Consider the following 14340-nt stretch of genomic DNA (forward strand, 5'->3'; position numbering starts at 1 on the left):
ACCCTAAATCAGAATTAATTAATAATTAATAATTAATAATTAATAATTAATTATTGTAGGGGCGCGTTCTGCTGTCAATTCTCAATTCCCCACGACGATATTAATAAACCCGCCCTACCCCACGGGGGAATTACTTGGAAAGGTATTAGATTATTAGACCAATTATATAGTAGGGTGCGTCAGACAGGGAAAACCAGGAGAAAAACCCGATAATTGATGACTGACGCACCAGACCAATTATAAAGTGAGGATTAAAATTTTAATTGATAGGTAAAATGTCTATCAGGTGTTCCCCTGGAAATAAGTCAATTCCTAAAGCTGATTTGATTAAATATAGCAGCAGAAATATGATAGCACTAATCATCAGGTTTAAGCCGATGAGCAATAAGGAAGCGGCTATGATATTAGCAATTTTATGGGCTTGGGTAAAGAAAGGCGATCGCTTTTTTTGTCGGCGTTCCTTACCCACGAAAACCACCACATAAAACCGATCTATAATCAAATCGACAGTAAATCTCAGATCGACAATTTTCGAGGAAGGTTGGGGTATAGCTGCATCTAAAGTTTGCCGAATTTCTGCCAGTTGTTGGGGGTTAAAACTTGCCAAAACTTCGGGAGTCATTTTTTGTAAATATTCATCAGCATTTGGGGGTTGAATCCGAGGTAAATTTCTCGGATATTGTTGAGATTTCCTGTTCATATTAAATCATCCAACCTAAGCGAAAAATTACCGAACCGACTATGAAAGCGACCCCCGGGATACCCAGTAGTATATAAAAAAGGCGATCGTCATTTAAACCCACCGTAGATAGGATAGTGCGACCCCATGCTAAAGCCATAATTAGCAGTATAGAAAAAGCCCATAATCCCATTAAAATCATCGCCCAAAGGGGTGCATTTTGGAATGGTAAATCTGGCAGCCACACCGTTGGCCATGTCTTGAGAATAGTGCCAATAAACATAATCAACACTAGCCAAGCATTCGCCAAAACAATAGCTTCTTCCCCGACCTTAGCCAAATGTAGGATAACCGCGAAAGTGATTAACCACACCAACCAGGGAACCTCAAACGCCGCCAGGAACCACCCAGCCACAGTATAGCCCAAAAATAAAGTGATAGTATAGATCCAAAATCGGGGATAGCTGTAAAATTTATCAGCCACAGTGTCTTTAACAGTTATCACGATATTGTATATTATACAAGAACATCTGAGCAACAGCAAATTTCAGCCAATTAATTAACCCATGGAAAGCAACCCCGACTTTAATTTAACCTGTCCTATTCCCATTGACAACTATCCCCAAGTTTTATTAGCCCACGGTGGTGGTGGACGATTAATGAATCAATTAATTGAGCAAATGTTTCGTCCCGCCTTCGGCACATCATCAGATATTCCCCATGATGCAACCACCCTGACTTTAACGGGCAAAAAAATCGCAATGACCACAGATTCTTATGTGGTTAATCCCCTATTTTTTCCAGGGGGAGATATCGGTTCAATGGCAATTTATGGAACTGTGAATGATTTAGCTATGGCGGGGGCGCGTCCTTTATATCTTAGCGTGGGATTTATCCTCGAAGAAGGACTACCCATGACCACTTTATGGCAAATCATTCAAAGGATGCAAATGGCAGCTAAAGGGGCTGATATTCAGATTGTTACCGGGGACACCAAAGTAGTAGATCGCGGCAAGGGAGATGGCATATTTATTAATACAGCAGGAATTGGAATTATTGAACATGAATTAAGGATTTGTCCTGAGTCTGTACAGCCAGGTGATATCATCTTAGTTAGTGGTGATTTAGGTCGTCATGGTATTGCTATTATGGCAGTGCGTGAAGGGTTGGAATTTGAAACCACAATTGAGAGTGATTCTGCACCAGTGGCTGACCTGGTTTTAGAATTATTAAATGCAGGGGTAGAAATTCACTGTTTGCGGGATTTAACTAGAGGTGGTTTAGCTAGTGCTTTACATGAAATAGCGACAGCCAGTAACTTACAAATGGAAATAGACGAGAATCAACTACCCATCCGGGAAGATGTCCAAGGAGCCTGTGAAATTCTGGGTTTTGACCCTATTTATGTAGCGAATGAAGGTCGTTTTGTGGCTTTTATACCTGCTAAGGATGTTGAAAAAACCTGCTCAATTTTAACTGCCAAAAATCCCCAAGCGTCTGTGATTGGTCAAGTTCAAGACAAAGCTGGGGGATTAGTGACTATGCGAAGTAAAATCGGATCGACTCGCATTGTTGACTTACTCAGTGGGGAACAACTACCCCGCATCTGTTAAGTTAAACTCTTTCATGGCTGGAATAAAGTTGGCGTTTTCATGGTTAGAACGACTGAGTTTAATCAATGCAAAACGCTGGATAGGTGTGAGTTTTTCCCACTGTTCTACAGAAATTTGTAAATGGGTTTCGGCGGCTTTATTTTGGACGGCTTCAGGAACTTGACTAGCATCTAACCAAGCTGGCTGTGAATCAACTGGCAAATCTTTTAGGGGTATATCTGTATATTTACTCGCGAAATCTTGCAGTAAATTACGATAGGTATTAATATCGTCTTGGGTTTCGGTTGGCTGTTGTACTAATTGTTGACGCACCGACAGGGGAAATTGATTCCAGTGGGCTAGTTTTAATTTAACCCCACAGGTATCGAGTTTGTAGCGAACCGCCATAGGAATACAGCGTAGAGAAGAGACAAAATCATCCTCAAATTTAAACAAGTGACTCATTATTTACCTATTAGAAGTTGACCTACAAAAAATTGACTTCTGCGCCAACAGATTGACTTTGGATAAAATCAGCTAACCACCGTCTAACGTGATAGGTAGCGCGACAATCATCTTCATTATAACGAACGATCGCATCTAATAAAGTGCGATCGCCTGTTTTTAACCATTCCTCATACCAACAAACACATTGCGCGCCATTAGCCTTAGCATCTCGCCACTCAAAACCCATCCAGCGTGCGATCGATTTTAAGGCGTAGCTTTCCACAGGTAATGTGACGGTTTCTACAATTTGATAATGAACATCAACTAAGCGTTTAATCAAAGGTCGCCACAAATAAGATGGAGTCTGATACAGTTTAGCCAAACGGCTAATAGTTTTGGCTTCATAGTCGCAAAAGTGGAAAATTGGCGCAATGGGATATCGCCACACGAGGGTTAAAAAATGCTCCCAGGCTATTTGTTCATCGGCGGTAGTTTCGGCTAATAAGGGATAGAATTTTTCCCTTTGCGATCGCCTATCAACTACCAACACACCATGAAGATAATCTAAGTTTAGATCCGGCTGTGCTTCAATATCAAAATATAGTTCTACAGGTGATTGTAACCAAAAGGGATCTGGCAGATATTTATGGCTGGTTTTTGTCGATAGTTTAACATTAATAATATCATCAATATTTTGCTTGAGAATGGCTTGATTTTTCCAAACAGATTCAGCTTGCCTAATTACTTGGACAGCGACACCATTATCAAACTCTGGATAAGTTTGGAGGATTTCGGGTTGAGTTTGTGCGAGAGACTCAACACTGGTCAAATTTAAACTATTAAGGCGAGTTTGACGAATGGGGGTAATTCCTGGTAATAAACAGATATTTTTTTGGGATTTAGCAATATCATGGCAGTTAGTATACCATTGACAGAGACTGCATTTTTGGCGACTGATAAAAATATCCGGTTCCTGAGCGTTTTTGATCAGAGTCAGATAATCCTGGACAATTTCCCGCATTTGAGGAAGTCGCTGTTTGAGGTCTACGGAATAAGCACCGCGATCGCGTAATAGTAGCACCACTTCTTCTGGCATTACCCCTTGAATCGCCGCCAATATTTCCCCATGAAATACGGCTACAATTTGATAATCAAGTTTCGGACGTTTTCCTAGGCGGATATCTTGGGGGATATATAGCCAATCACCAAACTGGGAAGCCCCAGGTTTTTTGACTAACAAATCTGGGCGACTGAGATAACTTACCTGTTCAGGGAGTTGGTCAAAAAAGGAGCGATCGCCATAAGCAGAATCGGAGGAATGGCTATGATATAATAACACCCCACGGTAAATATAATCTACTCCCTGCCGCATCAATTCTAGGGTAGCTTGCATTCCGGCTTCCCAGTCTTGTGGGGGATATTTAGGCTGTGAATAAATGCGATCGGCAATGAGAGTTTTTCGATAGGTGACGCTATCAGCTATCAATTTCAGGAGAAAGTCGCTAGGGGGTTCTTTCAGGGTGCGATCGCCGTAGACATCTAAAAAGGCCCGTCGATCGCAACGTTGGTAAAATAGAAGCTGTTGATCTTCGATCAGCATTAATATTGTTGAGGATGGGCAAGGTAAATTTATGATTATAGGCTATGGTAGCACCAATTCTGATGTAGATGGGTTAGTTGTTGAAAATTCGTGGTAAAAGTGGATCATAAGGCGATATCTGATACCCATGAACAAGTCATTAGAAACCCACCGACAACATTTTCCAGCTTTGGAGAATAAGGCATATTTTAACTATGGGGGACAGGGACCCTTGCCACAAGTCTCGATGGATAAGATTATCAAATCCTATCAGTTTGTCCAGGAGTGTGGTCCTTTTTCCCAAAAGGTAAATAGCTGGGTTCAGCAGGAGTTAGGCTTAACACGGGAGGCGATCGCCTCTGAGTTAGGGGTACAATCTGCAACTATTACCCTGACGGAAGATGTGACCGTAGGCTGTAATATTGCCCTATGGGGGATTGATTGGCAACGAGGAGATCATCTATTAATCTCGGATTGTGAACACCCAGGGGTAGTGGCCACGGTGGGGGAATTGGTGCGGCGGTTTCAGATAGAGGTATCTGTCTGTCCCCTGTTAGAGACTTTAAATGAGGGTGATCCGGTAGAGGCGATCGCATCTCGAATCAAATCCAACACTCGCCTGGTAGTAATTAGTCATATCTTATGGAATACAGGACAGGTTTTGCCTCTCACCGCGATTATGCAAGCCTGTAAAGCCGCTTCAGGAGGGGTTAGGGTATTGGTGGATGCGGCGCAGTCTGTAGGGGTTCTGCCGTTAAATTTAGCGGAATCTGGAGTAGATTTTTATGGTTTTACGGGTCATAAATGGTTATGTGGTCCAGAGGGTTTAGGGGGTTTATATGTCAGTCCTGATGCTGTATCAGATCTGAGTCCTACTTTTATCGGGTGGCGGGGTATTGAAGTTGACGAAAGGGGAACACCGACTAATTGGAAATCTGACGGAAGACGCTATGAAATAGCCACCTCAGCTTATCCTTTGATGGTGGGTTTACGAGAGGCGATCGCTATTCATAACCAATGGGGAACTGCCACCGAACGTTATCAACAAATTTGTAATCTTAGCCAATACCTATGGGAACGTTTATCAGAACTTCCCCAAATTGATTGTTTACGCACTTCTCCACCAGAATCGGGTTTAGTATCATTTAAAGTTACCCAAAGTCTCCCCCACCCACAGATAGTCAGAGCCTTAGAATCGGAAAATATTTTAGTGCGAACTATCCTCGACCCCGACTGTATTCGCGCCTGCGTTCATTATTTCACTCAGCCATCAGAAATTGATGAACTGATTACTTGTCTGGCTAAAATATCGGGTGGCGGCTAATTTTAAAGGCGATATATCCTTATGTTTCAACGGTATCAAGATGATAGAAATACTATATTTCATGGAGATGCAATTCAGATTTTATCTAGTCAAATTGCAGCTAATTCTGTGAATCTGATTTTTGCAGATCCTCCCTACAATATAGGGAAGAAATTTTCCAAGTTTCATGACCAATGGAATTCCGAAGAAGATTATATCAATTGGTCATATCAATGGCTTGATGAATGTGTCAGGGTATTGAAACCTAACGGAACATTATATGTAATGACCAGCACTCAATCTATGCCATACTTTGATATTTACTTGCGGCAAAAAATGTCAATTCTTAGTCGTATTGTCTGGCATTATGATAGTTCTGGAGTGCAAGCAAAGAAATATTTTGGGTCTATGTATGAACCCATACTTCATTGCGTGAAAGACCAGAAAAATTATATTTTCAATTCAGCCGATATTAAAGTGGAAGCCAAGACTGGCGCACAACGTAAATTAATTGATTATAGAAAACCAGTACCTACTCAATACAACAGTGAAAAAGTGCCTGGTAATGTCTGGTATTTTCCCCGTGTAAGGTATCGCATGGCAGAATATGAAAATCATCCAGCACAGAAACCAGAATCATTGTTAGAAAGAATTATTCTAGCAAGTACCAACACACATGATTTGGTACTTGATCCCTTTGCTGGAACTTTTACCACTGCAGCCGTAGCTAAACGCTTAGGACGAATTTCTATGAGTATAGAATCTCAAGAAGAATATCTTAAAATTGGTCTAAGGCGGGTTTTAGGATGGCAAGAATACCAAGGAGAAAAGCTACTACCACCCGCGAAAAATCAGACTAAACAAAATACCAATTTTCCTACAAATCAATTCATTCAACCCAGTATTTTTGATGCCGATACTACAGCATGAATTCACTCTAAAGATTATCGAAATTCTCAATTCTCATTTTCCCAATCAGGGAGAGCAAGTTTTGATAAATAGTGAGTTATTGCAATATCTCAATATTAAAACCAAAGCTGCTAATCGAGGTTCTAAATCACGGGCTGGATTTGCTAACCACTATGCTATCTATGTATTAGTTGAAGACTATCTCAATAATAAATTTCACATTAGAGGTGGCTATGATGATTATGAAGGGGCTCAGTTTATTAATCTTTTACAGAGACAAAGACAACTTCCCTTTGGGAATAAACTGCAAAATCATGCCCTGAATCATCGACTAAATCAGGAGTTTAAAAAATACTTCCCCACTTTATCTTATGTACCGGTAATCAGAGATACAAAAACTAATAGATACTGGATAAATGAAAATCTGCTTCAGGTTTCTATCAATGGTAATCAAATCAACATTGCTGAGGCAATCATAGATATTATAGATGCTTTTGTGATAGCCAGAAGACAGTCTTTTAGTCAGTTTATTATCTATTGTAAACAGATGATTGAGATTCATAACCAAGACCCTTTACAAGCTATTGAGTTTATTCGCAGTTTTTTAAACAAGGATGTAGATGCCAGAGTGTTTGAAATTGTGAGTTATGCGATTTTAAAACAGTATTACGGAGAGCAAAAAATCTACTGGGTCTCCTAATAGTCTAAATACTGAATACTTAATTTTGTATAAAACTGGTAGAACTAATGCGAATGATGGTGGTATAGATTTTGTGATGAAACCCCTAGGTAAATTCTTCCAAGTGACAGAAACTATTGATGCTGGTAAATATTTCTTAGATATCGATAAAGTACAGAGATACCCTATTACCTTTGTTGTGAAAACTGAACAGCCACCGGAGGAAGTTTTAGATCAAGTTAAGAAACAAGCTACAGCTAAATATCATATAAAAGCTATTGTTCAAAGATATTTAGAGTCTATAGAAGAAGTCATCAATATCCCCGAACTGATGCACCGTTTTGATGCAGTTTTAACACAAGGAAAAGCACCAGATGTAATTGAGGAAATAGTTATACAAAGTCGTATTGAGTTTCACCTGGAAACTGAGGAAAATGATCTGATTAATTATCAAGATGAGGGTAGACTAATTTAATCAAGTATCTGGGTAAAAACTGTGAGATGATGATAATTATTGCCTCCCATATCAAAATCTAAGATAACCATTCTGTTTGCTGCTGAAGACAGGCGATCGCTATAGTAGTTTCCACCTGGTCAAATTCCTGATAAAAACGGCTAACACTCAGGAAAACTTCTGGTGTGGCTAGGATAATTAGTCGATCGCATAACTGTTGTAAAGAATTGACTAACTCGATAGGTGCGAGGGGAACACAAATCCAAATAGCGCCGGGTTTTTGCGATCGCAAAGCCTTAATCGCCGCTACCATAGTCATACCCGTAGCAATACCATCATCAACTACTATAATTAAATTATCCTTAACCGAATTAGAAGGACAATAGGTGGCGAATTCCTGCCATTGACTATAGGCTTTTTCTTGTGCGTCACGCAGAATAGAATGGCTTTCCCAAAACTGGCTAGGACGACGGTTAGACCAAATCACATAACCATCAGCAGTAACAGCCCCTAATGCTAACTCGGGATTATCTGGCTGGGTGATTTTTTTAGCCACAATTACACTGAGGGGACAAGCCAAACGGCGGGCTATCGGTTCAGCCACGGGTAAACCCCCCCTCGGTAAAGCATACACCAACGGACTCATAGCCCCAGGGGAGTCGGTGGTAATCTTATCAATAACTACCTGAGCTAGTTCCTCCCCGGCATGGGTGCGATCGCGAAATAGTGGGTTAGGGAACATAATCGGTTCATCCTTAGCAGTCCCGTTAGATATATAATGACTGGTGTGGCTCATAGTTGCAACTATCCCAGTTCAGCATATACCAGGATTTGAACTTTTACTTAGAAATTCATGTCTAACCAAGACCAACAACTCAGCCTTTTCGATATTCCTAGTCTTAATCAAGACCCTGAGTCCGTAGATTTTGACCTAGAAGAAATTCCCAAAAATGCTCATACTCCCATACCGCCGGGAACCTATCAAACTCTTGCACAAATTGCTGATCATTGTAATAGGTGCTCGCGCTGTCAACTGGGAAAAAACCGCACTCATGCTGTGATTGGTCGTGGGAACCCCACCGCCCCCATTATGATTATCGGAGAAGCACCAGGACAACATGAAGATGAACAAGGTCTTCCTTTTGTGGGTAGATCTGGACAGCTTCTTGATAAGATTTTAGACTCCGTAGGACTTAGTACAGATACCGAAGTTTATATTTCTAATGCTATCCGCTGTCGTCCCCCGGAAAATCGCACCCCAACCGCTTCAGAACTCCAAGCCTGTAAGCCTTATCTATTAGAACAAATCCGCCTCATTAATCCTCAAATTATCCTCCTCACGGGGGCGACTGCAGTTAAGTCTCTTCTAGGAGATAAACGCCCGATTACTAAAATTCGCGGTCAGTGGTTTCAGTGGGAAGGTCGTCAATGTATGCCGATTTTTCACCCCGCATACCTACTCAGAAATTCCTCCCGAGATGTTGGTAAACCTAAATGGTTAATGTGGCAGGATATGCAAGCAGTACGTCAGAGGTTAAATGAGATCCAATCACATTAATTTGAATATAAACCTCCCCACACCTACACCCTCTATTAATTGTTCTCAAATCTGAAAATTACATAAATTTTGCTAATTTATACGGCTAGATAAATTTGATTTTTAAAATATTGTTAAGAATTGATACAATTTTAGGGCAAATACCTCGCCAAAAGTTGACGAGATTATGGGGGTTATGCTATTCTCTAGGAAATCGCACCCAAGGGGTTCCTCTGTCTATTTCCCAAAATCAAGGCTACAACCCTGATTATGTGGCGGTTATAATTATTATCTGACCACAAAATAAAACTGGCGATGCACGAGTTTTGGGGTTGAAAGCGGGGTCGATTTTTAGACCTATTGACAAAAACGCCATTTTGTGCATAGACCGATCCAGAGACAGATCCCCCACCCTAGAGGAGAGGGGGGGGAATAGAATCTAATCCTGTTCTAGCCACATTTGCAGCATAGCGGTAGGGATGTAGATAGTAGGGTGATTAAACATATTTCGGATCGCCTGAGTTCCCTGAGACTTGAAAACCATCTGTAAACGACGCTTGAGGTTAGGATACTGTCGCAAAGCCTGAGCGATCGCCTCTTCAGCCTCAGCATTATTCTTAGTATTTTGTGCGACATGATCAAGTAGTTGTTTAACCTCGGTCTGTAGGCTTTGTGTAGTATCTTCTGGCTTAGGTGCAGCGCCATTAGTGCGGCGTACAGCTTGACCATTAGTGCGGGCAGATTTGAGATTTTTAGCTGTTGAAGCAGGTTGAGGTTGAGAAGAACCGCCGCCCCAATTTTGGACAGCCGTCGCCACATCAATACCGGTAGTTTGGCGCAACTCTTCCAAAAACGCAGCCATTTTAGAAGCTGTATTCCCCTTATTAGCATCAACAATAGTAGCACTATCAACAGTAATTTCAGGAACAGTAGAAGCCATAGTTTTTAGTAAGACTTCCAACTTCTGATAAAGGAAAATTTCCCGAGCATTAGGACCGGCTGCTTTCCAGGACTCAGCCAGCCGTCGTGTACCTTCAGCTTGAGCTTTCCCATCTTCAATAATTTGGGCAGCATCCCCACGCGCCCTAGCGATCGCCTTTTTACATTCCGCTTCTGCTGGTGCGACCACATCAGCTTGTAGTTGCTGTTCTACCTGCTTAATCCTTTCTTTTTGAACAGAGACCTCAGCCTGAGTCCTAGCGACCTCAGCGGCTGTTTCCGACTCCGACTCTGCGACCACCGCCGCCCGTTTAGTCATAGCATCAGCCACCCGGCGTTCAGCTTCCGCCTTAGATACCTCTACCTCAGTTTCCAACTTTTTCAACTGAGTCATTTTATGATTTTCCGCAGTACGGATAGCAGCATCAGCCTTAGCTTGTGCTTCAGCAACACGAGAATCTCTAAACAATTCCGCCCGTTGTTGTCGTCCAATCGAGTCAAGATACCCCACCTCATCGGAAATATTTTGAATTTGGAGAGTATCCAAAATCAACCCCAGTTGTTGTAAATCATCTTCAGCTTCTTCGAGGAGACTTTTAGCAAAAGCCAATTTATCCCCATTGACCTGTTCAGGGGTAAGGCTGGCTAACACCCCGCGCAGGTTTCCTTCCAGAGTATCTTTAGCAATGCGTTCAATTTCCTGGCGAGTTTTCCCCAATAAACGCTCGATCGCATTATGAATTGTGGGTTCTTCCCCAGCAATTTTAATATTCGCCACCCCATCAACCTGTAAAGGAATGCCTCCTTTCGAGTAAGCATTAGCCACCTTTAACTCAATAATCATATTGGTTAAATCCATGTGAAAGGCTTGTTCTAACAGGGGTGTCCGAATGCTGCTACCACCTTTCACCAGGCGATATCCCACAGTGCGATCATTTTCTGTTGAGCGACGACTACCCGCAAAAATCAACACTTCGCTAGGCTGACAAATATAGTAGAGATTGCGGATAATAAATACAGTGGCTCCGCTTCCTAAACCTAGGGCTGCTAATAAGGCGATGATAATTTCCATAATTCCTATACCTGTGTTGGGCTGCCATGAAATTTACTGATTGTTATTTAATTTCTGCTTGTGTTCCCCAAAGTCCTAGATACATTAATTCCCAAAGTGCGATCGACACTTTCGAGGAATTGACGGAAAATTTCCGGATAGGCGCGAACCAAACCAGCGATCGCTTCTCCGTCTCCACTATCAATCACATTGACATATTCCAGACCAACCCGGCGGGGAATTTGGGCAGCTTCCCGCAATACCATCTCGATTTGTTGTAAGTAGAACAGTTCCGAAGCATCCTCGCCCATTTCCTGCCAAACTGCGTTAATCAGGTCGTTTACTTCCGCCGCCGCGCGGGCATTTTCCGCTAAAGCAGCCGCATTACCTCTGGCTTGCAGTTCCCTAGCTTGTCGTTCCGCGTCCGCAGGTAGGACGGTATCAGCTTCGAGTCGTAACCTTTCCAACTCAGCGCGGACAGTTTGCAGGAGTTGTTCAGCCCTAGCGCGGGCTTCTTTACCAGCAGCGATGGTGCGTTCTTCTTCGGACCTAGCTTGCTGTTCAAGTTCGGCGCGAATTTTCCGCAGTTCGTTTTCTTTCTTTTGGACAAAGGTTCTGGCTTGACTTAGGGCGACTTCCGATTGGCGGCGACAGTCGGCTTCTACCTGTTCAGCTTCAGCGACAGCATTAGATTCGGCAATTTCGGCATCTCTGGCAATGAGAGCAATTTGGCGCCGACCGATGGAGTTAAGATAATCGACATCATCAGAGACGCTCTGAATTTTGAGGGTGTCTAATTGTAATCCTAATCTGGCTAAATCCCTGGAAACATCCTCAGCGATATGTTCAGCGAACCGTAGGCGGTCTTCGTTAAGCTGTTCGGGGGTGAGGGTGCTAACAACTCCCCGCAGGTTTCCTTCTAGGGTTTCGCGAGCAACGCGGGAAATTTCGGAGCGATCGCGGTCTAAAAATCTTTCGATCGCATTTCCGACGACTTCAGGATCGTTGGAGATTTTTACATTGGCGATCGCTTGAATATTTAGGGGTGTTCCCCCTTTGGAGTAGGCGTTTTTGACTTCAACGGGAACTGGCATTGTCCGCAAGTCCATGGTTTTGACGGTTTCCAGAATGGGAATACAAATAGCCCGTCCACCAAAAATCACCCGATAACCTACCTCCCGTCCGTCTTTGGTACGGTGTTTGCGACCAGACAAAATCAGGACCTCACTGGGTTTGCAAATCTGCATAAAGACATTGAGAAACCAGATTAAAACCAATACTCCAAAAATTGATAGGGCTATGGGTAGGGCAGTTATAATCTGATCACTTAGCTGATTTGTGTTTCTTCCTTGAGTCGGAATTTGTGCCTGGGCTACCAAGACGACTATTTCTTGGTTCTGTTTGTCTAAAGATGCAACAAATTTCTGATTCATAGTTTTTCCCCCAAAAGGGTTTGAGCAAACATTTAAAAGGTGAAATGTCGGGTCATCCTATCCGCTTACCCTGACGTTGGACTTGTCGATTATGCTTCTGAGACACCGAAGGATGCTTCTGAGACCACCAAAACTTTATTTTTCTCCATTCCTACCACAAAAACGCGATCGCCCTGGGAAAATTCCTGATTTTCTTCAGTAATTGCGCTCAAATACAGCACGGACCCTCCGGCGCTGAGGCGTACTTTTCCACGACTGTCTCTATTAAAGGGAATTTCCACGATGGCGGATAGACCAATGAAATCATGGGATTGAACTAAACTGTTGGCTTGTTGCGATCGCAGAATATCAAAGACCCACACGACAGCAGTTCCGCAGGACACCCCAATAGCGATCGCTGCTGTAGCCACAAAAGCCGGGGTTAAGTCGGGGTTCAAAACTGACATAATTGTTCCGGTCAACCCAAAAAAGCACACCCCAAAAGTCCAGAAGCGCACACTCCCAAAAGGCAGCCTTAACCGGAGAGTTTTTCTTTTGGATCTATGGCTGGGCTGGTTTTCGGTATCATCCCTGCGATGTTCTAATTCTACATCGCTATCAAATTCGCCCTCAAACTCTACACCGTCTAATCCCTCCACAGCGGCTAATATGACACATACTCCACCCACCGTTAGACAGACAATATATAGGGTTATCATAATTTTGTCCCCATTTACCTAAAAATACTTGCTAGGGTCTTAATCTGTCGGTACTACTGCACCATTCCCCAGGGGCAGGTTTTCCCACCGAAGAGCCGACCCGTCCCCTACCATTATAGCTCAATTATCGATGATTAAAGATTGACGCATTACTGAGATCGGGATGGGTTGTTGTAGCCAAATTTCCAGGGCGGCGGCTCCTTGTTGAATCAGCATTTCTAAGCCATCGATCGCCACAGCACCTTGATTTTTAGCCAGTTGTAAAAAGCGGGTAGGGCGGGGAGTGTAAATCAAATCGTAGGCGATCGCCCCAGATTTTAAACCCTCAAAATTTTCGGCATCTACCGGAGAGCGATCGATATGGGGAGACATTCCCACCGGGGTAGTATTTACCAATAAATCGGCTTGTTTAATTAAGGGGTTTAATTCCTGCCAATCATGAACATTAACCTTAATAGGAAGGGGAGAATGTAGCCAACTTTGCCTAAATTCTTCTAACTTTTGGGGGTTTCTGCCGACGATATGAATTTCTGCCATTCCCAATTCAGCACAACCAGCGACTACGGCCCTAGACGCGCCGCCATTGCCTAAAATTACGGCGATTTTTTCATGCCAATTGGGGAAGTTTAAATCCTTGAGAGGAGCCAAGAAACCCGCTACATCTGTATTAGTACCACTCCAACCTTTATCACTGTACCAAACGGTATTAACTGCCCCTACTGCTGTGGCTAATTTAGACACATTATCTAGTAGGGGAATAATGGCTTGTTTGTGGGGAATGGTGAGATTAAATCCCTGAACACCGATAGCTTGAAAGCCTCGATAAGCTGATGCTAACTGGTCAGGAGCCACTGGAAAGGGTACATAGACATAATCAACGCCGAGATGAGCGATCGCGGCGTTGTGCATAATTGGGGACATAGAATGTTCCACAGGATAGCCAACAATTCCTAATAGTTTGGTTGTCCCTTTAATCATCAAAGTTTACCGGTATTGACATCGGTAACATTTTACGATAAAATTGGTGTACAGCCCTTTCA

At 42.8% G+C, this 14340-nt stretch carries 16 protein-coding genes; 7 read left to right on the forward strand and 9 right to left on the reverse strand.

Features of this window, described 5'->3' with window-relative positions; translation table 11 throughout:
* Positions 1–259: 259 nt before the first annotated feature.
* Positions 260–700 (reverse strand): hypothetical protein, encoded by a 441-nt coding sequence (locus HFV01_RS24750; protein ID WP_006621912.1) that lies wholly within the window; start codon positions 698–700, stop codon positions 260–262.
* A 1-nt stretch (position 701) separates the two neighbouring features.
* A complete protein-coding gene (locus HFV01_RS24755; protein WP_006668883.1) occupies positions 702–1184 on the reverse strand; it encodes a hypothetical protein in 483 nt (160 codons plus the stop codon).
* A gap of 61 nt (positions 1185–1245) precedes the next feature.
* Between HFV01_RS24755 and hypE the strand changes: the two genes are divergently transcribed.
* Positions 1246–2292, forward strand: coding sequence for a hydrogenase expression/formation protein HypE (gene hypE, locus HFV01_RS24760; protein WP_006621914.1), 1047 nt, complete (start codon positions 1246–1248; stop codon positions 2290–2292).
* Here hypE and HFV01_RS24765 read toward each other — a convergent pair.
* Positions 2275–2736, reverse strand: a complete 462-nt coding sequence (locus HFV01_RS24765) for a nitrate reductase associated protein (protein WP_006621915.1) — start codon at positions 2734–2736, stop codon at positions 2275–2277. The two genes, hypE and HFV01_RS24765, sit on opposite strands and share 18 nt — an antisense overlap.
* Positions 2737–2758: 22 nt before the next feature.
* Complete coding sequence (locus HFV01_RS24770; protein WP_193520472.1) at positions 2759–4318, reverse strand: TM0106 family RecB-like putative nuclease; 1560 nt, start codon at positions 4316–4318, stop codon at positions 2759–2761.
* A gap of 127 nt (positions 4319–4445) precedes the next feature.
* Between HFV01_RS24770 and HFV01_RS24775 the strand changes: the two genes are divergently transcribed.
* The 4 genes from HFV01_RS24775 to HFV01_RS31250 are packed head-to-tail and all read left to right on the forward strand — an operon-like array spanning position 4446 to position 7663.
* Positions 4446–5621: an aminotransferase class V-fold PLP-dependent enzyme gene (locus HFV01_RS24775; RefSeq protein WP_193520473.1), complete on the forward strand. Its 1176-nt coding sequence runs from the start codon at positions 4446–4448 to the stop codon at positions 5619–5621.
* Positions 5622–5642: 21 nt separating this feature from the next.
* Positions 5643–6530: an adenine-specific DNA-methyltransferase gene (gene yhdJ, locus HFV01_RS24780; protein ID WP_006668885.1), complete on the forward strand. Its 888-nt coding sequence runs from the start codon at positions 5643–5645 to the stop codon at positions 6528–6530.
* Positions 6511–7209 carry a hypothetical protein gene (locus HFV01_RS31245; protein WP_006621919.1) on the forward strand — a complete coding sequence of 233 codons (699 nt, stop codon included), beginning with the start codon at positions 6511–6513 and terminating at the stop codon, positions 7207–7209. The genes yhdJ and HFV01_RS31245 overlap by 20 nt, the downstream gene beginning before the upstream one ends.
* A 25-nt stretch (positions 7210–7234) precedes the next feature.
* Entirely contained in the window at positions 7235–7663 is a 429-nt protein-coding gene (locus tag HFV01_RS31250) for a hypothetical protein (RefSeq protein WP_006621920.1), read from the forward strand.
* Positions 7664–7721: 58 nt separating this feature from the next.
* Here HFV01_RS31250 and HFV01_RS24790 read toward each other — a convergent pair whose 3' ends face one another.
* On the reverse strand, positions 7722–8438 hold the full coding sequence (locus tag HFV01_RS24790) for a phosphoribosyltransferase (RefSeq protein ID WP_006621921.1): 717 nt from the start codon (positions 8436–8438) through the stop codon (positions 7722–7724).
* Between the two features lie 57 nt (positions 8439–8495).
* Between HFV01_RS24790 and HFV01_RS24795 the strand changes: the two genes are divergently transcribed.
* Entirely contained in the window at positions 8496–9200 is a 705-nt protein-coding gene (locus tag HFV01_RS24795; protein ID WP_006621922.1) for a uracil-DNA glycosylase, read from the forward strand.
* 110 nt (positions 9201–9310) lie between these two features.
* Entirely contained in the window at positions 9311–9475 is a 165-nt protein-coding gene (locus tag HFV01_RS24800; RefSeq protein ID WP_231296442.1) for a ubiquitin conjugating protein, read from the forward strand.
* Positions 9476–9618: 143 nt separating this feature from the next.
* Here the strand turns inward: HFV01_RS24800 and HFV01_RS24805 are convergent, their stop codons facing one another.
* The 4 genes from HFV01_RS24805 to HFV01_RS24820 all read right to left on the reverse strand — a co-directional run bounded on the left by HFV01_RS24805 (position 9619) and on the right by HFV01_RS24820 (position 14278).
* Positions 9619–11190 (reverse strand): flotillin family protein, encoded by a 1572-nt coding sequence (locus tag HFV01_RS24805; protein WP_006621924.1) that lies wholly within the window; start codon positions 11188–11190, stop codon positions 9619–9621.
* Between the two features lie 47 nt (positions 11191–11237).
* Positions 11238–12602, reverse strand: a complete 1365-nt coding sequence (locus tag HFV01_RS24810) for a flotillin family protein (protein WP_006621925.1) — start codon at positions 12600–12602, stop codon at positions 11238–11240.
* An 89-nt stretch (positions 12603–12691) separates the two neighbouring features.
* Positions 12692–13300, reverse strand: a complete 609-nt coding sequence (locus HFV01_RS24815; RefSeq protein WP_006621926.1) for a hypothetical protein — start codon at positions 13298–13300, stop codon at positions 12692–12694.
* 120 nt (positions 13301–13420) lie between these two features.
* The gene (locus HFV01_RS24820) at positions 13421–14278 is read right to left on the reverse strand and encodes a shikimate dehydrogenase (RefSeq protein WP_193520474.1); all 858 of its coding nucleotides are present in this window, start codon (positions 14276–14278) and stop codon (positions 13421–13423) included.
* Between the last annotated feature and the right edge of the window lie 62 nt (positions 14279–14340).

The organism is Limnospira fusiformis SAG 85.79, from assembly GCF_012516315.1.
Classification (GTDB): domain Bacteria; phylum Cyanobacteriota; class Cyanobacteriia; order Cyanobacteriales; family Microcoleaceae; genus Limnospira; species Limnospira fusiformis.

Coding starts and splice junctions, on each gene's coding strand:
- HFV01_RS24750 (WP_006621912.1), bottom strand. CDS start 700: ATGAACAGGAAATCTCAACAATATCCGAGAAATTTACCTCGGATTCAA.
- hypE (WP_006621914.1), top strand. CDS start 1,246: ATGGAAAGCAACCCCGACTTTAATTTAACCTGTCCTATTCCCATTGAC.
- HFV01_RS24765 (WP_006621915.1), bottom strand. CDS start 2,736: ATGAGTCACTTGTTTAAATTTGAGGATGATTTTGTCTCTTCTCTACGC.
- HFV01_RS24770 (WP_193520472.1), bottom strand. CDS start 4,318: ATGCTGATCGAAGATCAACAGCTTCTATTTTACCAACGTTGCGATCGA.
- HFV01_RS24775 (WP_193520473.1), top strand. CDS start 4,446: ATGAACAAGTCATTAGAAACCCACCGACAACATTTTCCAGCTTTGGAG.
- yhdJ (WP_006668885.1), top strand. CDS start 5,643: ATGTTTCAACGGTATCAAGATGATAGAAATACTATATTTCATGGAGAT.
- HFV01_RS31245 (WP_006621919.1), top strand. CDS start 6,511: ATGCCGATACTACAGCATGAATTCACTCTAAAGATTATCGAAATTCTC.
- HFV01_RS24790 (WP_006621921.1), bottom strand. CDS start 8,438: ATGAGCCACACCAGTCATTATATATCTAACGGGACTGCTAAGGATGAA.
- HFV01_RS24795 (WP_006621922.1), top strand. CDS start 8,496: ATGTCTAACCAAGACCAACAACTCAGCCTTTTCGATATTCCTAGTCTT.
- HFV01_RS24805 (WP_006621924.1), bottom strand. CDS start 11,190: ATGGAAATTATCATCGCCTTATTAGCAGCCCTAGGTTTAGGAAGCGGA.
- HFV01_RS24810 (WP_006621925.1), bottom strand. CDS start 12,602: ATGAATCAGAAATTTGTTGCATCTTTAGACAAACAGAACCAAGAAATA.
- HFV01_RS24815 (WP_006621926.1), bottom strand. CDS start 13,300: ATGATAACCCTATATATTGTCTGTCTAACGGTGGGTGGAGTATGTGTC.
- HFV01_RS24820 (WP_193520474.1), bottom strand. CDS start 14,278: ATGATTAAAGGGACAACCAAACTATTAGGAATTGTTGGCTATCCTGTG.